General features: G+C 43.3%; 21 protein-coding genes. 7 read left to right on the top strand and 14 right to left on the bottom strand.

Translation table 11 applies throughout. The annotated features are described in order from the left end of the window. Genes NL643_RS12450 through NL643_RS12435 form a run of 4 tightly spaced genes read right to left on the bottom strand, consistent with a single transcriptional unit; the run spans nt 1 to nt 2,319 of the window. Entirely contained in the window at nt 1-360 is a 360-nt protein-coding gene (locus tag NL643_RS12450) for a DUF1293 family protein (protein ID WP_140204331.1), read from the bottom strand. Nucleotides 361-363: 3 nt separating this feature from the next. After that, complete coding sequence (locus tag NL643_RS12445; RefSeq protein ID WP_253644503.1) at nt 364-1,512, bottom strand: replication initiation factor domain-containing protein; 1,149 nt, start codon at nt 1,510-1,512, stop codon at nt 364-366. Beyond that, the gene (locus NL643_RS12440; protein WP_005488200.1) at nt 1,496-1,711 is read right to left on the bottom strand and encodes a hypothetical protein; all 216 of its coding nucleotides are present in this window, start codon (nt 1,709-1,711) and stop codon (nt 1,496-1,498) included. Before NL643_RS12440 ends, NL643_RS12445 begins: the two co-directional genes overlap by 17 nt. Before the next feature lie 2 nt (nt 1,712-1,713). Then, entirely contained in the window at nt 1,714-2,319 is a 606-nt protein-coding gene (locus NL643_RS12435; protein ID WP_253644502.1) for a hypothetical protein, read from the bottom strand. 158 nt (nt 2,320-2,477) lie between these two features. On the opposite strand from NL643_RS12435, the gene NL643_RS12430 reads away from it, so the two are divergent. Continuing rightward, entirely contained in the window at nt 2,478-2,846 is a 369-nt protein-coding gene (locus NL643_RS12430) for a DUF3693 domain-containing protein (protein WP_063517467.1), read from the top strand. Nucleotides 2,847-3,075: 229 nt separating this feature from the next. Here NL643_RS12430 and yciH read toward each other — a convergent pair whose 3' ends face one another. The 4 genes from yciH to NL643_RS12410 all read right to left on the bottom strand — a co-directional run bounded on the left by yciH (nt 3,076) and on the right by NL643_RS12410 (nt 5,612). Continuing rightward, nucleotides 3,076-3,387, bottom strand: a complete 312-nt coding sequence (gene yciH, locus NL643_RS12425) for a stress response translation initiation inhibitor YciH (protein WP_012842285.1) — start codon at nt 3,385-3,387, stop codon at nt 3,076-3,078. Nucleotide 3,388: 1 nt separating this feature from the next. Next, nucleotides 3,389-3,775: a DUF3319 domain-containing protein gene (locus NL643_RS12420; protein WP_005395460.1), complete on the bottom strand. Its 387-nt coding sequence runs from the start codon at nt 3,773-3,775 to the stop codon at nt 3,389-3,391. Between the two features lie 128 nt (nt 3,776-3,903). Beyond that, on the bottom strand, nt 3,904-4,893 hold the full coding sequence (locus tag NL643_RS12415) for a D-alanine--D-alanine ligase (protein ID WP_104973682.1): 990 nt from the start codon (nt 4,891-4,893) through the stop codon (nt 3,904-3,906). Between the two features lie 149 nt (nt 4,894-5,042). Next, a complete protein-coding gene (locus NL643_RS12410; RefSeq protein ID WP_005390018.1) occupies nt 5,043-5,612 on the bottom strand; it encodes an SPOR domain-containing protein in 570 nt (189 codons plus the stop codon). Between the two features lie 236 nt (nt 5,613-5,848). On the opposite strand from NL643_RS12410, the gene NL643_RS12405 reads away from it, so the two are divergent. Continuing rightward, nucleotides 5,849-8,482 carry a bifunctional acetate--CoA ligase family protein/GNAT family N-acetyltransferase gene (locus NL643_RS12405; RefSeq protein WP_253644501.1) on the top strand — a complete coding sequence of 878 codons (2,634 nt, stop codon included), beginning with the start codon at nt 5,849-5,851 and terminating at the stop codon, nt 8,480-8,482. Nucleotides 8,483-8,558: 76 nt separating this feature from the next. On the opposite strand, the gene NL643_RS12400 is transcribed toward NL643_RS12405, so the two are convergent. Further along, nucleotides 8,559-9,446, bottom strand: coding sequence for a LysR family transcriptional regulator (locus tag NL643_RS12400; RefSeq protein WP_005395465.1), 888 nt, complete (start codon nt 9,444-9,446; stop codon nt 8,559-8,561). A gap of 231 nt (nt 9,447-9,677) precedes the next feature. Between NL643_RS12400 and NL643_RS12395 the strand changes: the two genes are divergently transcribed. Further along, entirely contained in the window at nt 9,678-11,816 is a 2,139-nt protein-coding gene (locus tag NL643_RS12395) for a TonB-dependent hemoglobin/transferrin/lactoferrin family receptor (protein WP_104973680.1), read from the top strand. 333 nt (nt 11,817-12,149) lie between these two features. On the opposite strand, the gene galE is transcribed toward NL643_RS12395, so the two are convergent. Beyond that, on the bottom strand, nt 12,150-13,166 hold the full coding sequence (gene galE, locus NL643_RS12390) for a UDP-glucose 4-epimerase GalE (RefSeq protein WP_012842291.1): 1,017 nt from the start codon (nt 13,164-13,166) through the stop codon (nt 12,150-12,152). A gap of 54 nt (nt 13,167-13,220) precedes the next feature. Continuing rightward, entirely contained in the window at nt 13,221-15,179 is a 1,959-nt protein-coding gene (locus NL643_RS12385) for a diguanylate cyclase (protein WP_193447303.1), read from the bottom strand. A gap of 319 nt (nt 15,180-15,498) precedes the next feature. On the opposite strand from NL643_RS12385, the gene NL643_RS12380 reads away from it, so the two are divergent. The 3 genes from NL643_RS12380 to NL643_RS12370 are packed head-to-tail and all read left to right on the top strand — an operon-like array spanning nt 15,499 to nt 17,869. Next, nucleotides 15,499-16,254: a 5-oxoprolinase subunit PxpA gene (locus NL643_RS12380; protein WP_048625039.1), complete on the top strand. Its 756-nt coding sequence runs from the start codon at nt 15,499-15,501 to the stop codon at nt 16,252-16,254. After that, nucleotides 16,254-16,937, top strand: coding sequence for an allophanate hydrolase subunit 1 (locus NL643_RS12375; protein WP_253644500.1), 684 nt, complete (start codon nt 16,254-16,256; stop codon nt 16,935-16,937). The genes NL643_RS12380 and NL643_RS12375 overlap by 1 nt, the downstream gene beginning before the upstream one ends. Continuing rightward, a complete protein-coding gene (locus NL643_RS12370; RefSeq protein ID WP_253644499.1) occupies nt 16,934-17,869 on the top strand; it encodes a biotin-dependent carboxyltransferase family protein in 936 nt (311 codons plus the stop codon). The genes NL643_RS12375 and NL643_RS12370 overlap by 4 nt, the downstream gene beginning before the upstream one ends. Before the next feature lie 27 nt (nt 17,870-17,896). Here NL643_RS12370 and NL643_RS12365 read toward each other — a convergent pair whose 3' ends face one another. The 3 genes from NL643_RS12365 to NL643_RS12355 all read right to left on the bottom strand — a co-directional run bounded on the left by NL643_RS12365 (nt 17,897) and on the right by NL643_RS12355 (nt 22,838). Further along, entirely contained in the window at nt 17,897-19,336 is a 1,440-nt protein-coding gene (locus NL643_RS12365) for an FAD-dependent oxidoreductase (RefSeq protein ID WP_253644498.1), read from the bottom strand. A 353-nt stretch (nt 19,337-19,689) separates the two neighbouring features. Beyond that, nucleotides 19,690-22,146, bottom strand: a complete 2,457-nt coding sequence (locus NL643_RS12360; RefSeq protein WP_253644497.1) for an ABC transporter permease — start codon at nt 22,144-22,146, stop codon at nt 19,690-19,692. Next, the gene (locus NL643_RS12355) at nt 22,146-22,838 is read right to left on the bottom strand and encodes an ABC transporter ATP-binding protein (RefSeq protein ID WP_005395482.1); all 693 of its coding nucleotides are present in this window, start codon (nt 22,836-22,838) and stop codon (nt 22,146-22,148) included. The genes NL643_RS12360 and NL643_RS12355 overlap by 1 nt, the downstream gene beginning before the upstream one ends. Here NL643_RS12355 and tesA point away from each other — a divergent pair. Continuing rightward, nucleotides 22,837-23,439, top strand: coding sequence for a multifunctional acyl-CoA thioesterase I/protease I/lysophospholipase L1 (gene tesA / locus NL643_RS12350; protein WP_005395483.1), 603 nt, complete (start codon nt 22,837-22,839; stop codon nt 23,437-23,439). The two genes, NL643_RS12355 and tesA, sit on opposite strands and share 2 nt — an antisense overlap. The last annotated feature ends 15 nt before the right edge of the window (nt 23,440-23,454 follow it).

The raw sequence follows: 23,454 nt of genomic DNA, 5'->3' as shown, positions 1-23,454 counted from the left end.
TTAGCCTTGAACGGGTTTCATTGAAGCCTCGAAGTGCTTCTTAATTTCTTGGTCGACTGGAATAAGCTCAGTCACGATAGCACCTGCCAATGGGTCGTCTGGGTTAATCTCCAAACGCAATTGGTACTCACGGCGAGGAACGAGGGCACCAGTGCGCTCAAGTAATAGGGCGTATTGATGATCAATCATCAACGGTTGGTCCCACTGTGGATTCACATCACCGGATTCACCGATAGTGCGGCGTTTGAATTTCTCTGAGTTGATTTCACGTAGAGGACGCGACACGTTCAGTTGAGCACTGTCACCACGTGCTGAGTTCCAAGTGATATCCATGCCAAGTACAAAAACGGATTTAGCCATTTGTTAAGTCTCCAATATGTGAGTCACCAACTTGCCGTAGGTATCGGGGAAGGTGAATTTCGTTCCATCACGGACAAGGGAACCGACGACGGTTTCAATGTCGCCCTCATGGAACTCGATAAGTGAATTAAGGATTTTCCCGTACTGACGACGCATCCAGTGCGCAGAGGCCAACAGGTCTAACGCCGCGCGTTTGGTCGGGACAGGTTTGGTATTGAATTTCTTTGCAGTAGAAATCGAGGCTGCGAAATCATTGAGCGCGGCATACGCGCCAGCTGGATTCAGCAACACATCAACATTCCATTTTTTCAGCTCAACTTCGGAGCGGTACCAGACAAGGCCAGTGTTCGCGAGTTTCTGCTCAAGAGCCTTGTTGTAGATACGCCAATAAATGCGCGAGGTACGCGAACCAATCGAGTATTGCTCTTTGGTGTAAATCGGTTTGCCGTCTTTTCCGATACTGGCAATGGTCATATCTTCATGAAGCACAGGGCCACGACCACGTTCTGCGGTGCGGAAACAGTCGTCACGCCACGCCTTGTAAGCGTATTCGCAATCAAAAAGCCCGTCGTAATCGTCATAGGCCAAGTCAACACGCGCCAGAGTTTGCACACCAAGTACATTAGTCAGCCAGTCATGCAGCGACCACGTAGGACGACGGGCAAATACATGCTTGCATCCCGTTCCGTTGATTTGGAAATGCACCGTGTCATTGTTACCGCCGATACCAACGAAGCCGCAAAAGTCCTCACCATCTGGCGAAGTCAGTTTCATGGATTCGGTGTAGAACTGGAAACCCAAACCGCGAGGCGCAGACAGCGACAAACCAAGCACTTGGTTGGTGAAGATGCGCAAGCAGTCTTCCAAGTAATTGCGATAACAGATATCAAACGCTTTGTTGTACGCATCAATCTCGTCGGAAGTCTGAGCGACGGTCGGATTAAACACAGGTGGAGCAGGGAACTTAGGCGCACGACAGTGACGCTGTAACAGTCCAGATTTGGCAAAGCCTTTGTATTCCTCATGCTTGTGCAATCGACGAACGGCATCGTGACAATGACGTAAATCCTTCACGGCAAACGTAAAACACAGGTAATCAATATGAACGCTTTGCTCATCGAAACTTTTAAGGATGTTAGTTGCAGTAGTCATCGAACACCCCCATATTGATACGTTGTTCAACGGTCGTGTTGGTGATGGACACCAACTCATAAGAAGCGAACTGAGACGAAGCCCAAGACTCAAGATGAGACATGGATTTAAGCAAATCCCATTCGTCGCAACCTTTGACCAACACAGAAACCGTGTAGTCAGGCAGCAAGTCGTAATAGATGATTTGAGCTTCGTTCATGATTACTGAGCCTCCAATGTTGGAGTGCCAAAGCTGAGTGGCGAACGAAACCAAGCTAAAATCGGCAGGGCGCTGATATTCAGTTCAAACGGTATGGTGTCGTTCTTAGCCTGTTTAGCTTGCAAACAAGCAAGGATTTCAGTGACAGCGTCACCAGTAAATAAAACACCGTTAGACAAAGACTTACCAATGCGATGTACGCCAAGTTTCTTGAGATAGTGACGAATCCATTTGGTTGGTGTTGGCATTGAACGGGAAACCGAGCGAACCATCAGAACGCCTTGATTGAGTTCAAAGCGCAGAGAGCCAATGAACTGAGCTCGTGACTGGTTAGCGGATTTCTTTACGGACTGATTAACGCGTTTAACTGATTCTTGCTGTTGTTCGTGTTGAAGACGACGTTGTTCAAGACGAGCATGAAAGGCTTTTTGCTCAGCAGCGCGTTTGAGTTCGTTAAAGTAGTGATGACATTGAATGGCGAACTCAGTGAGTTGGCCGTCATCATCATACATAGATTGGTTCAGGTGCTTACGGAAGAACACGCCAGTAAGTCGAGGACTAAGCGCACATTCATTTTCGATAAGGGATTTGATTTGTTCCGTAAGCATAAAAATCACCTAGAGTAATTTAGACAGTGACCGCTAAAGCAGCGAATACATTAAATTCTGTACCGATTAAATACAGAATCTTATGTATCGTCAATACAGCAAATTATGTGTTAAAAGACTAAAATCGGTTTAATGACGTGAATTGAGGACGCTACAAAATGTATACAAACAAGCTGCTCGACGCTTATAAAGACAAGATGAACTACGTTCAATACAAACAGATAGCTCATGACTTGGGTGTAAGCCCGCAAATGATCACAGAAGTTAGAAAAGGTCGAACATTTCTTAATGAGAATCAGATACTTATGCTTGCGGACGCTGTAGGCGAAGATAAAGAAAAGGCTCTGATTGGCTTAGCGATGGATAAAGCAAAAACGCACGAAGCGCAGACACTATGGCAGAACATAGGAAAAAAGTTTAACGGACTTGGATTATCAAGTATTTCAATGGCTTGTGCTGGATTAGCCTTAGTGATTGCAAGTCCTAAAGAATCACTATATCAGTGCGCATTATGTATATTATGTTAAATGATGAGTGCTCGTACGCCAAATGTTGCCAATGAGTACTCCTACTCCCCTGTGGATTTGAAATTTAAGGTCTCTATCATAACCATTAAACATAATGGCTATTTACCATAAAATAGCTAATATCGATCTATCAATCTGCGATTGCTTGTTCTTCAATTAGCGTATTACTTACTAAAATAAAAAATGGCGTCTATTTTTAGACGCCATTCTGAGTTTTCCTGAATGTAAATTAACCACCGGCTAATTTGACTGTCATGCCTTTCTTTTCAAGATGCGCTTTGATCTTGTCTCTAGCATCACCTTGAATTTCGATATTGCCATCTTTTACCGAGCCACCACAGCCGCAGACTTTTTTGAGTTCTGCAGCCAATAATTTTAAAGGTGCATCATCCAAGTCTAAACCTGTAACGATGCATACACCTTTACCTTTACGTCCTTTCGTTTGGCGCTGAATTCGTACAATACCGTCGCCTTTGGGGCGAGATGTTTTCTCTTCTTCCGGCTTAATTCGACCGGTTTCTGTTGAATATACCAGAGTCATTCTATTGTTTCTTTTGTTGTTGAGCTTGCATCGCTTTTTGCTTTGCAACTAAATAAGCTTCGATATGACGTTGAATAGCAGTTTTACTACCCTTAATCAGTTTACCATTAAACATACAGTACCAAGAGTTGGGCTGACCTGTATCATTTTGAATCGTATAACCGTTAAAGACTTCTGATTTTGCACCACCAACTTGCTGCGCTCTTTGTCCAAGGGCGGCAAACTCTTTGGGATCAATAATTGATGCGGTGTCGCACCACCAATCAATGCTTTTCTTTACCGCCGTCAAACTACCTTGTAAGACGTGGTTCTTGATTTTAACCTTCCAAATACTGCCATCTGGTCCGCCTGACTGCAGGTTAAAACCTCTATAGTTTGAAATCGCCATACCACTGAGTCATCTGTTTAATGCGTTGATATAATCATAATTGCTACTGAGCAATATTCAAATACGGCTTGAATAAACCTTGCTCTAGAAAACAATTTCTATCATAAAACGCGCCTTGATAACGTTAATCACTTTGCACTGTTTATACAATCTTCCAAGAACTCATGGAATTTGTGCCCGTTATTTTGAAGCATTTTAGGGAACATCGAGATCGGAGTCATACCTGGGAATGTGTTTACTTCGTTTAAGTAAATCTCATCATCTTCCGTTAAGAAAAAGTCGATACGAGACAAATGGCGAAGATTCATTTGCTTAAATACCCTCTCAGATGCGTGCTGAATTGCATCTAATTGTTCTTGGGTTAGATTCTTCGCTTCAACTTCAGTTAGCGAGTGACTTGAACTGCTGTACTTTTCATCGTACGAGTAAAAAGCACCGTCAGGTGCAATAACCTCGCCTGGCTTCGTTATGTGCAGCTGGCCATTCATCTCATATGCAGCAACTTCAAGCTCTCGTGGTTTTACTGATTTTTCAACCAACACTTGGTCAGAAAACCCAAACGCATCATTTACTGCATTGGAAAGTTTATCTTTTTCTGTGACGCTGTAACATCCAACAGATGACCCTTGACGCGCGGCTTTGACAAAGACTTTTCCCCATTTTTCAAATGCTTTATGAGCTTGAGTATGAGCTTCTTCATCGTTGCGCGTTAAGAATAAGTATGGCGTATTGGGAATGCCGATAGCGTCGTACCAAAGCTTAGATGTGATTTTATTGAAGCTATTGCTACTTGCTTCTGGCCCGCAACCCAGGTAAGGAATGCCTGCGATTTCAAACAGAGATTGAATATCACCTGTCTCGCCTGGAAAACCATGTATACAAGGCACAATGAAATCGATGGTTTGATTAGATTCACTTGAGCACAACTGCTTGGTATTGAGATCCAAGTAAACCAACTCACCTTGGTTGGTCATCCAACCTTCGTTTTTTATTTCTACGCGTGTAACGTGAACGTCTTCAATAAGATTTAATTGTTGTTCGACAAAGTTTGCAGACAATAATGAAATCTCGTGCTCAGAAGAGCCGCCGCCGCATAGTAGAAGAATATTTTTAATCATGAATCAATCTTTCCGTGACCTACAAAAGATACTATTTATTATGATAAACCTTTGAAGTGTGACGTACAGTAATTTTAGTGTGAGGAATTTTGTTCGAGTAGGATTTGAACAAATAAATAAGGGAGCTATTCGCTCCCTTATTTGATGTGTTAGTTTAATTTGTTAAGCGTTGGGTAGGCTGAGTTTTTAATGGCGTCAATGCTTTTAACAAATGGTCTTAACTGCTGAAATTGAGCAGGCAAAGTCGAAATCGCTTGCTTGGCTTCCGCGCTTGTTGCGTAGTCTCCGTATAAAACTGAGAACCACTTAGTACCGTTGACGACTTTATAGTTTTCCCAAATCGGCTGACCGTTTTGTGGTAGTTTATTTGCAAACTGATCGACTTTCGCTTGGCTACCCACAGCGGCGACTTGAATGGTATAGCCAAATCGTTGAATGCCAGCTTGCTTTTTACTCGGTGGTACTATCTTAACTGGCTTCGCCTGCTCTTTTGGCGTTAGCTTGACTACTTTCTTCTCTTCAGGCTTTGCCGTCATTTTCACAACAGTTGGTTGTACGTCTTTTTCTACTACAGCGTTTTCAGACGCCATAATTGGCTTAGAGATACGATCTGATTTGTAGTCCTCTCGATAACTTTCAGAAGTTACGTCTGTGATGTAAGTTTCAGATGCACAAGCAGAAAGCAGGACTGACAAGCCGATGATTGCGATTTTTTTCATGAAGTAACAAATGCTCTGGATAAATATTACGATAAATCATGCCGATAGCAGGGCCGTTTATCAAGCATCAAATACAATAATCTGTGATTTTGATGTGATGAATAACACAAACTCCATAAGCATCGCCCACATTTTATTCAATGTCTGGTCTGAAGGCGTTTTATCAATAAATTATTCGTTTATGATTGATATGAAACCGATAGGCAAACGTTACTTGCAAACGGCTAGGAGTCAGCATGAATAAACTACATAAACTCTTTAAACCCAACTCTGTGGCCGTTATTGGTGCATCTCAAAAAGCATTGCGAGCAGGGCATGTCGTTATGCGTAACCTTCTACAAAGTGGATTTGGTGGCGCGATTATGCCAGTAACGCCGCGATACAAAGCGGTATCCGGAGTTATAGCCTACCCTGATGTGGCTTCCCTACCCTATACGCCAGATATTGCGATTTTATGTACGAACGTTTCACGCAACGAGCAACTGCTTAAAGAGTTAGATGAGAGAGGCACGCCGTTTGCGATTGTTATCTCTGATGACGCTAAGCCTTTAAATATTTCATCATTGAATATTCGAGTTTTAGGACCAAACAGCTTGGGTATTATCTTGCCTTGGCACAATTTTAACTGCACGTTTTCTCCTGTTGCGGCTAAGCCCGGAAAAATTGCGTTCATCTCACAATCTGCGGCGGTTTGTACCACAGTGTTAGACTGGGCAAATGATAAGAATATTGGCTTTTCTTCGTTCATTTCGATTGGACGCGGACAGGATATCGATTTTGCAGATTTGCTTGATTACTTAAGTATGGATGGGAATACGGAAGCTATTCTGCTTTATGTGGATAACATCCAAGATGCTCGGCGATTTATGTCTGCTGCGCGAGCTGCTTCACGTAACCGCCGTATATTGGTATTAAAAGCTGGCCGCTCTAAAGAGATGAATACTTTCGAACAGCAAGATGGTGATACGCTTGATGTAATTTACGATTCTGCCATCCGTCGAACTGGTATGTTACGAGTCAGCAATACGCATGAGTTATTCGCTGCGGTAGAAACACTCACGCATTCTGTGCCACTTCGTGGGGAGCGTTTAGCGATCATCACCAATGGCGGCGGCCCTGCTGTTATGTCCGTTGATACTTTGATTGAACGTGGTGGTCAGCTAGCAACGCTTGATGACGCTTCCATTGAGCAATTACAAACTGTACTCCCGTCCAACTGGCGCGCTCGAAATCCGATTGATCTGTCTGGTGACGCAACAAAAAAACGCTACATTGATACCATTAACGCACTGATGAATAACGACTGTGCAGATGCGATCTTGATTATGCATAGTCCTTCTGCAGTTTCCGACCCTCTTGAAACTGCTCAAGCTGTTATTGAAGCGATCAAGGCTCACCCTCGGCATAAGCATTTTAATATCTTGACCAACTGGTCAGGAGAACAAACGTCGAGAGAGGCACGACTGGCATTTACTCAAGCTGGCATTCCAACCTATCGAACGCCGGAAAGTGCGGTCGTTGCATACATGCACTTGGTTGAGTATCGTCGAAACCAGAAGCAATTAATGGAAACGCCAACGACAGCTGAGCCATTGCACTCTGGAAGTGTGAGTTCTGCAAAAGAATGGGTAAATGAGCGACTACTGGATAAAAACACAGTTTCCCTGGATACGCATCAAACCAGCCCATTATTTAAGCTGTTCGGGTTTAATGTTCTGCCAACATGGATTGCATCTGACGACATTGAAGCCGTTCATATGGCAGAAAATATCGGATACCCTGTTGCGGTTAAGTTGCGATCTCCAGACATTCCTCATAAATCGGATGTACACGGTGTCGCCCTGAATTTAAGAAACAGTCGAGAAGTTTCTAACGCAGCGCTATCCATTTTAGATACAGTAAAGCTCAGTTACCCTTCTGCCAATGTACACGGTCTGCTGGTGCAAGGTATGGCAAAGCTCGGCAGCGCTGAAGAGCTACGGATTAGTATTGCAGTAGATAAGGTCTTTGGACCTGTCATCTTGCTGGGTCAAGGCGGCTCAGAGTGGAATATCGCCCAAGATGCCGTCGCTGCACTTCCTCCTTTGAACATGACGCTTGCACGCTACCTTGTCGTTGTGGCTTTAAAGTCTGGAAAGATTCGCCTGCAGAAACACAAAGATGCGCTCGATATCAGTGAGTTGTCGAAATTCTTAGTTCGTATCTCCCAAATGGCGGTAGAGTTGCCAGAAATACAAAGACTGGATATCCATCCAGTATTGGTGTCGGGAAGCGATTTAACTATCCTCGATGCGGACATCACACTGTGTAAATACGAGGGAGATGCGCAAAAACGTCTGGCGATTCGTCCTTTCCCGGCAGAATTTGTCGAAACAGTGACGCTTCGAGATGGCCAACCTATCCTGCTTCGCCCTATCCTGCCTGAAGATGAGCCGCTGCATGCTCAATTCATTAATAGCGTATCGAAAGAAGATCTCTATAAGCGTTTCTTTTCTGAGGTTGGTGAGTTCAACCATGAGGCTTTGGCAAACTTCACTCAAATCGACTATGACCGCGAAATGGCGTTTGTTGCGGTAGCGTTTAATACCGACGGACCGTCTATCATAGGCGTAGCCCGCGCATTGATTACACCAGATAATAGTGATGCTGAGTTTGCTATTTTGGTTCGTTCAGATTTGAAAGGAAAAGGCTTAGGTAAAGTGCTGATGCAGAAAATTATCAGCTATTGCAAGATTAAAGGCACAAAGCAAATGTCTGGAATGACCATGCCTACAAACAGAGGGATGTTGATGTTAGCTCAAAACCTGGGATTTGAAGTCGATGTTCAGTTTGCCGATGGTACGGCAGATATGGTGCTCCCTTTAAATTGAAAAATAAAGCATTAGCGATAACTTTACTTCTTAGATTCGATAAGTAATGGGAACCTAAGAAGTAAAAGTTACGTTGTTACTTTAGTTTCCAATTCTTTTTCAAGTATTGAATACACCAGGATTTCGCCTCACCCATGGTATTTCGGCGCCATGCTAAGATAATATCCATCGGTTGCTCTTCTGTACCTTCGATTCGCTTCAATACGCCACTATCAATCAAAGGTTGTGCAATTTGGCTTGGTAACGTACCAATGCCTAAACCTGCAGTGAGCGCATCTACTTTGGCCGTAAAGTTGGTGACGGTCAAGCGAGGCTGTTTTTGAATGATATTAATTGAGAGCGCGGGTTGTTCGCGTGCAGTGTCTGCAATGGCAATGATTCGGTACTTTTCTCGCGCCGCCTCATCAAACTTACCACTACGCTTGTGAACATAGTGATCAGCTGCCGCTACCCAAAACATGCTCATTTTACCAATTTTTTCTGATTTGACTTCTTGAGGAAGTGTATCCAGTGATGGGCAAATCAGTAAATCCGCTCTACCTGTATTCAGCGATTCCCAGCTACCAGCCAAGATCTCTTCTTGCAGTCTGACTCGTGTTGAGCTTACTTCAGCCAATGCATCAACCATAGGGAAGAAATTGGATATAGGAATAATGCCATCAAAGGCAATGGTAATATCCAGTTCCCAACCATTCGCCAATAACGTTGCATCATTCACTAACTTTTCACTGGCTTGTAAAATGGCTCGTCCTCTTTCAAGGATGAGCTTTCCTGCTTCAGTAAAATGGGCTTTGTGGCCAGAGCGATCGAAGATAATGATGTCTAAGTCTTGCTCGAGTTTCTGGATCTGATAGCTCAGTGATGACGGGGCTCTATCTAACTCATTCGCAGCAGCTGCAAAACTCCCTCTTCGGTCAATGGCATCCAGAATATGGAGCGCTTCTAACGTAATTGGACTCTGCACATGGCCTCTCTTAATGTGATTTTTGTCACATTGATTGTATTTGGATGATCTTACCAAGAACTAACGTTAAACAATATAACACACTGATAACTAAAGACTAGAAATGCTCATAACCTAAGAGTTCTATTCAGGATAAAGTCACAAGTGATAACGGTAATGATAGTAATTGCTATTTAGATCCATTAATATCCGTTTGTTGTTACCTATTATGGATCTAAGGTATTGAAGCCAATGTATAAAAAAACAATTTTGTCAGCCTCTATTCTGATTGCCCTTTCCCAGACTGCTTATGCGGAAGAAGTTTCTAAGTTTGAAGAAGTCGTTGTGTCGGCAACTCGTACCAACCAAACCATGGATACGGTTGCTGCGTCTGTTGCCGTTATTTCTGAGAAAGAAATCGAAGAAAACATGGTAAAGGACTTGAATGATCTATTCGAGTATACGCCAGGAGTTACTGTTAATGGCACTCAACGCCAAGGCGTTCAAAGTATTAACATTCGCGGGACGGAAGGTAAACGAGTTAAAATCTTAGTAGACGGTGCATCTCAACCAGGTGTATTCAGCGGTGGACCATATTCGTTTATCAATTCTAGTGCCGTTACTGTTGACCCTGATATGCTAAAGAGTGTCGAAATTGTTAAAGGTGCAGCTTCTAGTCTACATGGTAGTGATGCAATTGGGGGTGTTGTCGCATTCGAAACAAAAGATCCGAAGGATTTCCTCAAAGATGGTAAAGACTTTGGTGGTCAAGCAAAACTTTCTTATTCATCGGAAGATAACTCTTTTAGTGAGCATGTAGCTTTAGCAAAGCGTTTCGCTAATACAGAAGCACTTATTGCCTTTACACGACGTGATGGTGGAGATCTACAAAATTTCTCTAAGGCACCTTACGATAACTATTCTGTGGACAACCAAGATTATTACAAAAACGATCTATTGGTAAAACTTCAATCTCAATTGAATGACGCTCATCGCTTGGAGTTCTTGGGAGAAGTTATTTACAACGAGACTGACTCAGAGATCGCACATAAAAGTTACAAAAACTTCAACGCTGAAGACACAACCAAGCAAAATCGCATTGGGCTCAAGCACATTTGGTTTGCAGATGCAGCTATCTCGGATACGATCACGTCCAAGCTTACATGGATTGGTAAAGAAGAAAACGGCGTGTCTAATCGCTTTATCGAAGCCAGCCCAGGTTATCCACCTTACGTACCGCCTAGTGGTGACAACCAACAGAAAAAAGATTATGAATATACTGAAGACAAATTTGAATTCGAAACTCAGTTAGATAAAGAGATTCAAAATCACTATATTGTTTACGGAATATCGTATAAACATAGTGACATCAGTAATACCAATCGCGAGTTGAATTCCGATCCCGGCACGCCAGATACCGTTTACGTTTACACTCCGGATGCAAAAGAAGAAAGCTTTGGTTTATTCTTGCAAGATGAAATTTCACTTCTTAATGACAAGCTAATTCTGACTCCAGGTGTGCGTTACGATTACTTCTCTACTAATCCTTCCAACACCTCTGAAGAGTCATTCGAGAAGTTTAGCGACTCTGCATTAACTGGTCGTTTAGGAGCAACTTACTCTATATCGCAACCTGGCACGATCTTCGCGCAAGTGAGCCAAGGGTTTCGAGCGCCATCGTTCGACGAGCTTTACTACACCTACGATAATCCGGCTCATGGCTATACCAACCGCCCTAACCCAAATTTGGGATCTGAAAAGAGTTTGTCTTATGAGCTTGGTTACCGTCATAACACTGCAGCGTCTGCAACTGAAGTAGCGTTCTACTACAGTGATTACAGTGACTTTATTGAGCAAACGTCATCAAATAATGGTGGTTTAACTGAATTCACAAATATCAATATTAATGAAGCAAATATTAAAGGGGTTGAGCTCTCTAACCGTCTTGATTGGCATGCTATTGCCGGTCTTCCATCAGGCGTGACAACTCGTTTTGTTGCAGCATACACAGAAGGTGAAGATGGTGATGGTAACCCATTGAACAGCGTCAACCCATGGAATGCAGTGGCAGCGGTAAATTACGATTCACCAAATGCACTTTGGGGGACAAGTCTAAAAGTAAACTACACGGCTAAGAAATCGAACAGTGATATCAACTCTGATGGTGATAAAGGCGGAATCAAAGACCAAGTTGCTTTGCCGTCTGCGACAGTCGTTGACTTAACGGCGTACTACAAACCAATGAAAGATATAACCATTCATGCTGGTGTTATGAATCTGACGAATGAAGAATACCATCTTTGGAACGATGTTCGCGGTAAGACTGAGTTAAGTCGAGATAAAACGCAAGCTGAGCGTAATTACAACATTAGTGTTAAATACGAGTTCTAAACCTTAAAAACACAAAAGCCAGCTTAATGCTGGCTTTTTTATGGCTTTCATTTCAAAAATGTAAAGAAAAGTATGAAAAATGAAAGTTTACTGTTTTGCCATCTCTTTTTTCACCATTACTGCTGCTGCAATGATAAAAGTGATGATCAGACCGAGTTCCATGAACTACCCCAATAGCTATGAGAAAATTTATAACCCAAATTAAGAGTCGGACATAGTTTAACAGCTCTATATAGACTTGCTACCTTTTAACCAGTAATTTACGATTTTTTCCGATTTGGATCAAAAAAGACGCAATTATGCGTCTTTTTGTTATTATTGTGTAAATCAAAATTAGGCGTCTGGATAACCTTGAGGGTTGTTAGATTGCCAACGCCATGTATCACCCGTCATTTCTTCTAGAGTGCGAGACGCTTTCCAACCTAACTCATTCATTGCTTTTGATGGATCAGCCCAGCACTCCGCAATATCGCCTGGACGACGTTCAACAAGTTGGTATGGAACATCTTTACCACTTGCGGTTTCAAACGCTTTCACCATTTCAAGCACACTGTAGCCATTGCCAGTGCCAAGGTTGTAGACATGAAGCCCAGCTTTGTTACCTACTTTTTCCAAAGCAGCGACGTGACCATCGGATAAGTCCATCACATGAATGTAGTCACGCACGCCGGTGCCATCTTTCGTTGGGTAGTCGCTACCGAATACAGAGAGGAACTCTCGGCGGCCCACCGCAACTTGAGAAACAAACGGCATTAGGTTATTTGGAATACCTTGAGGATCTTCACCTAACTCACCTGTTGGATGTGAACCTACAGGGTTAAAGTAACGAAGAAGTGTGATGCTCCAATCTGGATTCGCCTTTTGGAAGTCTGTTAAACACTCTTCCACCATTAATTTACTGCGTCCGTAAGGGTTAGTTGCGCTAGTTGGAAAGTCTTCTGTGATTGGAACAGATGCAGGATCGCCATAGACAGTTGCTGAGGAGCTAAATACCAACGATTTAACTCCAGCTTCGCGCATTGCATCAACCAATACCAAAGTGCCATTCACATTGTTGTCATAATACTCTAGAGGTTTTGCTACGGACTCACCGACGGCCTTTAAACCTGCAAAATGGATAACCGCTTCTATATCGTGCGATTTTAGAACCTCTACCATTGTCGATTTATCTCTGATATCGGCTTGGATGAAGGTTGGCTTTACGCCACATACCTTTTCAATGCGCTCTAAGACCGTAGACTTACTGTTGTACAGGTTATCTAGAATCACTGGCGTCATACCAGCTTCGATCATTTGAATACATGTATGGCTACCAATATAGCCCATACCACCCGTAACAAGTACTTTCATTTTATCATTCCTTCTGACGCGAATGGGTTTAGTTTAAAGCTTTGACGTTACGATTTAAACTGTCTCCTGCAATTCACATCCCATTAATATTGCTTGGCCTTTTCCGGCTTTTTTAGCTTGATACATTGCAGTATCTGCACTTTTTAACACTCGAGTGGCATCTCGCTCATTAACACCGACCAATTTTACGCCGATGCTAACGCCAACCTTGAGCGAGTTACCTTTGTACTTGATTGGTGTGCATACGCTTTCGAGCAGTTGTTCTGCAATTCGGGTGACGACTTTTTGGTTGGCAGGATTAACCAACATGACAAATTCATCACCCGAAAGTCTTGCGATTAAATCACTATGTCGAGTCGCAGATGTTAGACGCTCGGCTACTTTTTTCAGAACTTCATCACCTGCGTCATGGCCATAGGTATCATTAACCTCTTTAAAACCATCGAGATCGAGGTAAAGCACCGCAAATTCGTCACGTAAGTATCCCGACCGTTGTACTAATTCTTCCAACTCTAAATGGAACTTAGAGCGATTCGCTAACCCCGTTAATGCATCGTGATGAGCTAAGTACTCAAGCCGTTCCATCTCTTTTGCGCCAGAAAGATCGGTAAGAACAATGACCAGGTCGTAGAACCCATGGTCTTCACACTTAACGATGCGATTAACCCTTGCAAACATCGGCACAAACTGGCCAAGATGGTTCTGTTCAATAACTTCCCCTTGCCATACCCCGTAGTTTTCTATCGATTCAATGATGCTAGGCATCATTTCCTGCAACTTGCGCCACTTAAGTGTTTGGATAAATGACTTCCCAATAAGCTGATCCATCTCTAGTCCAACTAACTTAGTGACCGCAGGGTTAGCCATTGTGATAACACCTCGATGATTAAGAACGATGAGGCCATCTTGGCTGCTCTCAAAAACACGCCCCGCAACACGCTGCCTGCTCATGGCCTCTTCAATTTCGGTGATATCTTGAATCGAAAACAATAAGTGTCCATGTGTGGACAAACGACGACTGGTTAAACTCAACTGCTGTTCGTTGTCTGCATTTTTGAGGTGAATGTCATCGCACTCTAACCCCCTACTTAGGATTTGGCTCAGCTCATTCGGTGTTTTCGTTTTAATTAGATCACGGATATTGGCATGCTCAAGTTCCTCTGACTTTTTTTGAAATATCTGCCGAGTCGCAGTATTACAGTAAATAACACGCCCGAAGTTGTCGGTAATAACTAATGCATGTTGAATAGATTCAATGACTTCTTCTGAAAACGCCCGCTTTTGTTCTAACATTTCTAATGAATGTTGCCGCTGTTTCTCGCGTGTTGTTAACTTGTTCATCATTTGATTGAAGGAATGTGCGAGTTCTCCAATTTCATCCTTGGAGTAATAGCGAACTTGAGTATCCGTATTTTGTCCGTGTGTCACACTCTCTATCGTATGACTCAGTTCTATAACAGGTTTGAGAACAAGCCTATCGATACTTATGTAAAAGATAGTGCCACCAGCGAACAGCAACAGAAGAAGTACAGCACCATCTCGAAGTAAAGATTGTTGGGCTTCTATGATTGGACGATGGGAAAGCGTAACCCTCATACTGCCAATGACACGACCATCGTGAATAATTGGCTCTAGAACATAAAGAAATTTGGCAGATAAGGCATAACCTAGCGCGTGTAACTTGCTTCTTTCAGTTTGATTAGGGACGGGAGCTGATACCCCACCTCCTTCAAGAACAACGAAAGGTTGATCATCTTGGTCGTAAAGTTTGACCCGCGTAACATTCGGCTGGTTTAAAAAGTTGATGAGAGTAGTTTGAGCTTTTTGCTTGTTCTTTGTCGTTAGCGCATCTTTAATTGAGAAAGAAACATTGTTAATCAACTTTCTCGTTTGTTCGACCAACTCATGCTTAGACGATTGGTATGCAGTATACGAGGTATAACCTTTTGAGATAACAAAGATAGCCGTTATAAAGACCAAAATTGGCCAAATAAGCTTTGCTCGTAATGACATATGTATTCCTGTCGCAGACAACCACTAAAAATGACAGAAGCGTTGTTATGCAATCTATTACCCATTAAGGGCGACAAGATTAACACGATGCCAATGCAAAATAACCTTAAATTCTCAATAATTGGATGGAAAAGGAACGAAATACCTTAAAATTCGGATCAACTCAAATAACGGCAACATCTTTATGGACTAAAGTGATCTTTTTCGTCAGCCATCAGATCATAAACCTCGCTTTCATGATAGAAGAATGAAGTGAGTCACTGAACCTAGATGCATTTTCCTGCATCGTGAACCCATTGCTTGTGTAGAAATAAAACGTATGACATTGAATAAACAGCAACTTACATTGAACTGTGACATGGGTGAGAGCTTTGGCTCTTGGATTATGGGGGCAGACGAAGATGTTATGCCTCATGTTGATATGGCAAACATCGCGTGCGGTTTTCATGCTTCCGATCCTAATGTCATGCACGACACTATCACTCTCGCCAACGACAACGATGTTGATATTGGAGCACACCCGGGCTACGCCGACCTCCAAGGCTTCGGCAGGCGCAGTATAAACATGACGGGTGATGAAATTACTAACATGGTTATATACCAAGTAGGCGCTTTACAGGCACTTTGTCGGGCTCAATACACAGATATTAGCTATATAAAGCCTCATGGCGCGTTATACAACGACATGATGAAAAGTGATTCGATATTTAGATCAGTCGTAAAGGCGGCAGCTTTGTTCAAAGTGCCGTTAATGATTCTAGCGTCACAGGAAAACGAAAAATACTTAGAAATCGCAGATGATTATGACGTTCCCTTGCTGTTTGAAGCATTTGCAGACCGTTTGTATCAAGATGACGGATTACTTACACCTAGGACACAGCCTAATGCCGTATTAAATAGTGAGCATGCGATACTTGAGCAAGTCCGTACGTTAGCAGACTCTGGGCGTGTCAAAACCGCTTCTGGCGGCTACATTTTACTGGAAGCCGATACGATTTGTGTTCATGGTGACAATGAAGAGTCGATCGCGCTGATCCAAAAGATCCGTCAAAGCCTATACGCGGGAGGAAATTAATGCATAAAGAGAAATTTAGTATCTCTTTGATCTCTGAGTGCAGTATTTTCATTAAGTTTGACGAGAATATCTCTGAAAATGCGATCGGAGAACTTGCTCGAAACATCAAAGACACTTTAGCGTCAATCATTATGAACGTGGTCCCCTCCTATCAAACCATCCTCATTGATTACTTGCCTTTTCGAATCAATGAAAAAGATTTAGTGCATAAACTGCATCAAATGATCAGTAAGTTTGATACTCAATCGCTCAGCCTTGTTCAACCTAACCACATCACTATTCCCGTATACTACTCCGAAGAAACCGCGCTAGATTTGCCCCGCTTTCAAGATCGTGGACTATCATTAGACGCGCTCATTTCCTTACATACTCAAGCCGAGTATGCGGTTTCAGCGATTGGTTTTGCTCCAGGTTTTGCATTCCTCTCCGATGTCGATACTCAATTACATATGCCAAGGTTAGCTACACCAAGAACGCGAGTACCAGCCGGAAGCGTGGGAATCGCAGACTCTAAAACGGCCGTCTATCCATCAGATAGTCCTGGCGGATGGAACATTATCGGTAGAAGCCCGCTTCCCCTTTTCTCTGATACACCACCTTTTATACCGTTTGAAGTAGGTGACAAGGTCACGTTTAATGCCATTTCCAAACAAAAGTTTATCGAGTTAGGAGGTGTTCTATGAGTTACGCTGGATTGCTGGTGGAAAAGTCAGGGCCACTTTCTTTGATTCAAGACTTTGGTCGTTTTGGCTTAGCGCATATTGGCGTGACTCAAGGTGGCCCCGTAGATGATTACGCCTACAGTTGGGCAAATCATTTACTTGGTAACGTAGTCAATTGTGCAGCGATTGAAATTACTTTGGGTAACGCTTGCTTTGTCGCACTACATAACTGCCATCTTGCAATATGTGGTGGTGATTTGAATGCAAAAATAGATGGTGAGCCTATCTCAAATTGGTCTGACTTTATATTGAAGAAGGGGCAGAAGCTGCAGTTCGGAGTCGCAAAAAATGGACTTCGATCCTATCTTGCGGTTAAAGGTGGGTTCGATATTGCTCAGCACTTAGGAAGTGCCTCTACAGTCACGAGAGAATCTCTTGGTGGTTATGACTCAAATGGTGGCGCTTTAAAAGCAGGCGATATTCTTCCCTTTTTTCCTCATAACTTACCGAAACACAAACCAAGGCTGATGACATTTCGCTTTAAGCCGGATTACAACTTACCTATCAAGCTGAGAGTGATTGAAGGCTATCAAAATGAGGACTTTGATGAAGACGCTCGCCAAGCCTTTTATAGCAACGCATTCACCATATCCCCTGATTCAAATCGTATGGGCTATCGTCTTGAAGGAAACAAAATCAAACCGCCTTACGAAGGCGTACTGTCGGAAGGAATTGCGCTAGGATCGATTCAAGTTCCTAACGATGGTAATCCCATTGTGTTGCTCAACGACCATCAAACCATCGGTGGCTATCCTAAGTTTGGCTGTGTAGCACGTATTGACCTGCCAAGGTTGGCACAGGCGAAACCCGGGCAAAAAGTCAATTTTGTGAAAGGAGATAGACAAGGCTTGCAAGAAGTATGGTGCCAATGGGCTCAGTTTTTTGGATATTAATACAACCTCTAAGCCCATACGTAACTGTTATGCAGGCATCCCATAACGCTCTGCTAACGCTTGCGGATAATCTCGCTCTTGCGTGAGTTTAATCGCGTACTGTTCAATTTCTTGTTCAGACCAATGCACAGCGACAGGATGTTGGGATTCCACATTTTGATTAGGTTCAACATCAAACCAGAACTGAAGCATTTTTTGCGCTGCGAGTAGTGTTGATGACGCTTTTACCACTTCTATTCGTGCGTAATGGTTGTCTTCAAAGGTCACGTCGGCTGCCCTGAGTACCGGATCCGTTCCAGGAATTTGCTGGGCACCAAACAGGGCTTTTCCCCCTTTGATAGCAGAGTGATAGTTGGGAATGAACTGCGCCATGTGATTGATAGCGTTATTGGTTCGTTCTTCTAAGACTTCTTCTCGCCAACCGTTACGTATCTTTGAGAGTAAAGGAACGGGCAGTTCGGGCTGAGCTGAGGACGGTGTACTCTCAACTAAGCCATCTTCAAATAGCGTAATACCTTTCGTCATGCCGTGAAGCTGAAAATAACCATCACCATAGGGGGTCAGTTGAGCCATTCCTTTATCAGTTCCACGCGGTCCATGGAAAATAACTTCTGGCCACAGTTGTTGACAGTCTGCCCACTTGGTTACGTAAGCGGCTTTAAACTCAACTAACCTATCATGCTTGGCACCGATGGTATTGTCAATGGATCCTGTTTCAAAACCACATGCATTGACCAAGTAGTCACATGTCATAAGATAATCAATGCCATCTCGTTCGTAACCAAGTTGCCAGTGATTACCCATCCAGTCCGCTTGTTTGAGCGTTGCTTGTGTGCATACTGAGGCGTTTGGCAGAGCGTTCAACGTTAAGTTGGCAATTGCGGCAAGGCGAAAAACACTCCAGCCATATTCCTGAACCGCCACAACTGGGTACTTTAGCGCTTCTAGATCAGTATGTTGAGCAAAAGGAATACACCACTCATCAAAGGTTGCAGGGTGACTTGGTTGAGTACATTGTGCGAGTGCTTCTAGATCCTCTTTTGAATACAATTTGTAGTATTCGCTTGGCTCGCCGAGCACTTTGTTGCTTTGATCTTTATCAACGAGCGTTTGATACGCATTTTTCACCACCTCTAGTCGAGGAATAAGTGCGGATGGGTCTCCACCATCAGAATAAGGAACTGCAATGATCGTCGGGCGAATATTCAGTGAAAGCGGATATAGGCGAACGGTATCAATGGATTGTGCTAACAAATCTAAACATTGTTGCTCAGAAATCTCTCGATATAAGTTGCCACCTGCATGTAAATGGCAAATGGGCGGACCATTTACCAGTGATACGCCCTTCTCTATTACGGAAACTTTAAAACCCAGCTCCGCAAAATGAATTGCTGCTGTTGCACCTGCGACACCGCCACCAACAACAGCGATGTGCTTATCTTTGTAATTTGGAAACTCAGACTTCATTGCTTCACTAAAAATTTTATAAGGAAAACTCTTTACTAACGGTGGATTCTACTCGTGTTTGGGCTTGATTAAAATCACAAAAAGTTCATGGGTTTGCGAAATATCCAACTGCGCCTTTATGGTGCGTTAAAGTAGAAAAAAATTGCAAAAAAAGTACTTGACGACATGGTTAGGAAGACACTTTTTTGTGCCTATGTGAATAACAATTTCACTGTAAGACCCATGGCGCAAAGCCTGCAGAAACACCCCACTTTTTACCCCATTTAGTTATCCCAAAAGTTATCCACTGTTTTTGTGGATAACTAAAATAAAAGTGTCATGGAGTGTTCCACATTTAATAACATTTGCAGTGATTAAGTGTTTACTGGCGTTAACAATCTTTTCAACAAACTCATTACGACAAGTGCCAACGTAACAAATGTTGCCAGTGGTAAAGCTATCCACAATTCGGGGTGAATTTGTGCGTTTAGGTCGAAGCCATATATCATTACCGCGGCAACACAAACTTCGGCAGCGAATACCGCGACACCGCTCGCTATCAACGCCATAATGCCGTATTCGGCCCACAGAGTTGTATTGATCCGTTTTTTACTTGAACCTAATGTGCGATACAAACGGATCTCCTGCTGACGTTGGGATAAGCTTAATCTCAATAGCGTAAAGATAAGTAGCAACCCCGCAACCACGCCTAAAAGAGCAAGAATAGTGATTGCCGATACGATTTGTTGAATCAAATCCTGGATTTTTTCGCCCATGGTACGAATATCTAAAACAGATACCGTTGGGTGAGATCGAGACATAGACGTTAATAGTGCTTCGTTCCCTTCATCAATTCTATAACTGATGAGGTAAGAACCCGGTAGATTAGCCATAACGTCGGATGAGAAAATAAAGTAAAAGTTAGGCTTCATATCACGCCATTCAACATAACGAATGGTATCTACTACCGCATCGTAGTTCTGGCTATTAATAACAAAGCGCAGTTTGTCACCAAGTTCGATGCCCAAGTCATTTGCTACATCGGCTTCTACGGAGACACTCCCCTTATTTGTCCATTCACCCGCAAGCACATCATTATACTCTGGCAGGCTGTCTCCCCACGTAAGGTTCAATTCACGACGTATTGCGTCAGAGCCTTCTCCTTCGTATTCAATCTCTTTGACGTTTTGACCATTAATCTCTGTCAATCGACCACGAATAATTGGATAAGCTTGTGACCGTGTAACCCCATTTTTATCTAAGGTTTCTAGGTAGCTATCGAGTTCGTAATCACCAATATTTAATGCGAAGACATTTGGCGCGTCTGCAGGTAAGGTTCTCTCCCAATCCGCGAGAATATCGCTGCGCACAAGCCAGATAACAGATAGCAGCATCAAGGACAACGCCAAAGCACCAAACTGCAGGCCACTGGTTACTGGCTCGCGGTTGATACGACTCAACGCAAGCTTCATGGCAGGTTGTGTTGAAATACGCGCAAACAATTTTGTGAGTGCGACGCTCACTGCAGCAAGCACTACAAAAAGTACTGCAATACCAATAAGAACAATCCAAACTAAGGTATTATCAGCATAAAGCAAAAGTAATGGGACGACGGGAACTAGAACAAGCAACATTCGCTTCCAAGAACGTTGTGCTTTGCCCTGCTGTAGCACTTCTAAGGCTGGAGTTTTAATCAAACCCAACAATGGTATGCCAAGGGCAGGAACGGTAATCAGAACCGCTGAGATAAACGACACTAGATAAGGAGTGACGCCGTAACTAGGTAGTGGCTCTGGTAATAAGTCTTTGAGTGGAATGCGCAATAAGTACTCCAGCCCACTCCCCAACAATAACCCAACGACACTGGCGCTAATGAGCAGGATTGTGACTTGAATAAACAGCCATTTTTCAATCCATCGTCGACTTGCGCCAAGGCTTTTTAGCATCGCAATGGTTTGTGTTCGACTATTCACATAGTTTTGGCAAGTAAGAACCAATGTTGTCGCCGCCATAATGATGACAATCGCTACGGTCAACGACAGATACTGCGTCGTACGTTCAAAAACCTCATTGCTACGACTGGCAGTATCTTGCGTGCGCCAGCGATCACTAGGAGAAAGAACAGTATCTTCTTGCAGGCCTTTTAGCGTTTTATCATCGGCTTGTAAAAACAGACGGTATTGAACTCGACTCCCGACTTGAATCGCTCCCGTTTTCTCAACGTCTTTTTGATGGATGTATGCAGAAGGCATTTGTTGAAATGGGTTAAAGCTTAACCCAGGTTCCATCAGCACTGCACCTGAAACCGTAAAATCGGCATCGCCTATAGTGACGCTGTCACCCGACTTGACGTCTAGTTGAGCCATAATCCGCTCATCAAGCCAGAGTTGGTTCTCTTTAACGCGACCGGATGGGTTGTTGTCTAGTACCAGTTCTCCCATTAAAGGGTAATTGTCGTCCACTGCCCTTACGGAAATCAACTGCATACCATTGTCGCTAAATGCCATCGTGGCAAATCGTGTCATCGTCGAACGTTCTAGGTTTTCAGTCGAGGATAACAACGTGTCAGGTATAGGATTAGCAGACACAAACACCGCATCCGCTGTCAATGCATCCTTCCCCTGTTTGACGATCACCTGCTCCATTCGCTCCGCTAATGCAGAAAGCGCAAAGATGCTCGCAATCACAAGAATAAGAGCAACGCTAATAGGCCAAAGGTTCCCCTGTCTTATTTCGCCGAAACTCCAACGTATTAGGCTTTTGTTTGACGAGTGTTTTATTGCACTGCTTCTTTCTGTCGATGTTGCTTCGCTTGATGATACTGCAGACATTACACCTCCTCCTTAAGCTCACCCGCCTCCATACGATAAATACGGTCACATCGACTTGCTAGATGACCATCGTGTGTAACTAATATCAGCGTTGTTCCATGCTGCTCATTAAGATCGAATAGCAGCTCAATCACTTTGTCTGCGGTTTGATGGTCAAGATTGCCGGTAGGCTCGTCTGCGAACAACAGTTCAGGCTGTGTCATAAAGGCACGTGCTAGCGCGACACGTTGTTGTTCACCACCAGATAATTGACTTGGAAGATGATCGACACGTTTTTCCAATCCAACAGCGGTTAATAATTCGGCTGCTCTTGCTTCATCTTCGGCTTCACCACGTAAAAGACAAGGAAGCGTAACATTGCGTAATGCACTCAAGCTCGGGATTAATAAGAAACTTTGGAAAACAAAACCCAGAGAGTCAGCGCGAATTTTTGCGCGAGCTTCATCGTCAAGTTTTGATAACTCATGACCTAACAAGGTAATTTCACCTGATGTTGGTGTATCAAGGCCAGCTAACAACGTCATCAACGTTGACTTACCCGCACCGGAAGTACCGACGATGGCGATTTTTTCTCCTTTCCTGATGTCAACATTTACATCTTTGAGGATTGTTAATTGCTCTTGATTAGTAGAGACTTGTTTAGAAACCAAATTGGCTTGAACAATAGGTGCATTAAGTACAGGTGTTTGCATGATTCGTATACTTTCCTTAGTTCTATTTTTTTGTTTTTCCGCTACTGCACATGCGAGCGAAAAGCTACTTGTCTTAGGTGATAGCCTGAGCGCGGGCTATCAGATGCCGATCGAAAAGAGTTGGCCTAGCTTACTCCCTGATGCGTTGTCAGAACATGGTCAAGATGTAACAGTTATTAATGCCAGCATTTCTGGCGATACCACAGGCAACGGCTTAGCTCGATTACCGCAGCTGCTAACCCAGCACAGCCCTGATATGGTGCTCATTGAGTTAGGTGCCAACGATGGCCTGAGGGGTTTCCCTCCTAAACTTATTACGTCGAATCTCTCAAAAATGATTACCATGATAAAAGATTCAGGTGCGGACGTTGTCATGATGCAAATTCGAGTGCCACCTAATTATGGTAAGCGCTATAGCGATATGTTTTACGATATCTACCCTAAGCTTGCACAACATCAACAAGTTACCTTGATGCCATTCTTCTTGGAGCATGTGGTCATCAAACCCGAGTGGATGATGGATGATGGCCTTCACCCAAAGCCTGATGCACAGCCTTGGATTGCTGACTTTGTTGCTCAAGAATTAATTAAACATCTCTAATTTTAATGGTCTAGC

Source organism: Vibrio sp. Y42_MX_L11, from assembly GCF_024181785.1.
GTDB lineage: Bacteria > Pseudomonadota > Gammaproteobacteria > Enterobacterales > Vibrionaceae > Vibrio > Vibrio diabolicus.
This window is presented reverse-complemented; position numbering and strand designations above follow the sequence as displayed.

Excerpts from the sequence above, each read along its gene's own strand:
- NL643_RS12450 (WP_140204331.1), bottom strand. The coding sequence starts at position 360 with ATGGCTAAATCCGTTTTTGTACTTGGCATGGATATCACTTGGAACTCA.
- NL643_RS12445 (WP_253644503.1), bottom strand. The coding sequence starts at position 1,512 with ATGACTACTGCAACTAACATCCTTAAAAGTTTCGATGAGCAAAGCGTT.
- NL643_RS12440 (WP_005488200.1), bottom strand. The coding sequence starts at position 1,711 with ATGAACGAAGCTCAAATCATCTATTACGACTTGCTGCCTGACTACACG.
- NL643_RS12435 (WP_253644502.1), bottom strand. The coding sequence starts at position 2,319 with ATGCTTACGGAACAAATCAAATCCCTTATCGAAAATGAATGTGCGCTT.
- NL643_RS12430 (WP_063517467.1), top strand. The coding sequence starts at position 2,478 with ATGTATACAAACAAGCTGCTCGACGCTTATAAAGACAAGATGAACTAC.
- yciH (WP_012842285.1), bottom strand. The coding sequence starts at position 3,387 with ATGACTCTGGTATATTCAACAGAAACCGGTCGAATTAAGCCGGAAGAA.
- NL643_RS12420 (WP_005395460.1), bottom strand. The coding sequence starts at position 3,775 with ATGGCGATTTCAAACTATAGAGGTTTTAACCTGCAGTCAGGCGGACCA.
- NL643_RS12415 (WP_104973682.1), bottom strand. The coding sequence starts at position 4,893 with ATGATTAAAAATATTCTTCTACTATGCGGCGGCGGCTCTTCTGAGCAC.
- NL643_RS12410 (WP_005390018.1), bottom strand. The coding sequence starts at position 5,612 with ATGAAAAAAATCGCAATCATCGGCTTGTCAGTCCTGCTTTCTGCTTGT.
- NL643_RS12405 (WP_253644501.1), top strand. The coding sequence starts at position 5,849 with ATGAATAAACTACATAAACTCTTTAAACCCAACTCTGTGGCCGTTATT.
- NL643_RS12395 (WP_104973680.1), top strand. The coding sequence starts at position 9,678 with ATGTATAAAAAAACAATTTTGTCAGCCTCTATTCTGATTGCCCTTTCC.
- galE (WP_012842291.1), bottom strand. The coding sequence starts at position 13,166 with ATGAAAGTACTTGTTACGGGTGGTATGGGCTATATTGGTAGCCATACA.
- NL643_RS12385 (WP_193447303.1), bottom strand. The coding sequence starts at position 15,179 with ATGTCATTACGAGCAAAGCTTATTTGGCCAATTTTGGTCTTTATAACG.
- NL643_RS12380 (WP_048625039.1), top strand. The coding sequence starts at position 15,499 with ATGACATTGAATAAACAGCAACTTACATTGAACTGTGACATGGGTGAG.
- NL643_RS12375 (WP_253644500.1), top strand. The coding sequence starts at position 16,254 with ATGCATAAAGAGAAATTTAGTATCTCTTTGATCTCTGAGTGCAGTATT.
- NL643_RS12370 (WP_253644499.1), top strand. The coding sequence starts at position 16,934 with ATGAGTTACGCTGGATTGCTGGTGGAAAAGTCAGGGCCACTTTCTTTG.
- NL643_RS12365 (WP_253644498.1), bottom strand. The coding sequence starts at position 19,336 with ATGAAGTCTGAGTTTCCAAATTACAAAGATAAGCACATCGCTGTTGTT.
- NL643_RS12360 (WP_253644497.1), bottom strand. The coding sequence starts at position 22,146 with ATGTCTGCAGTATCATCAAGCGAAGCAACATCGACAGAAAGAAGCAGT.
- tesA (WP_005395483.1), top strand. The coding sequence starts at position 22,837 with ATGATTCGTATACTTTCCTTAGTTCTATTTTTTTGTTTTTCCGCTACT.
- NL643_RS12355 (WP_005395482.1), bottom strand. The coding sequence starts at position 22,838 with ATGCAAACACCTGTACTTAATGCACCTATTGTTCAAGCCAATTTGGTT.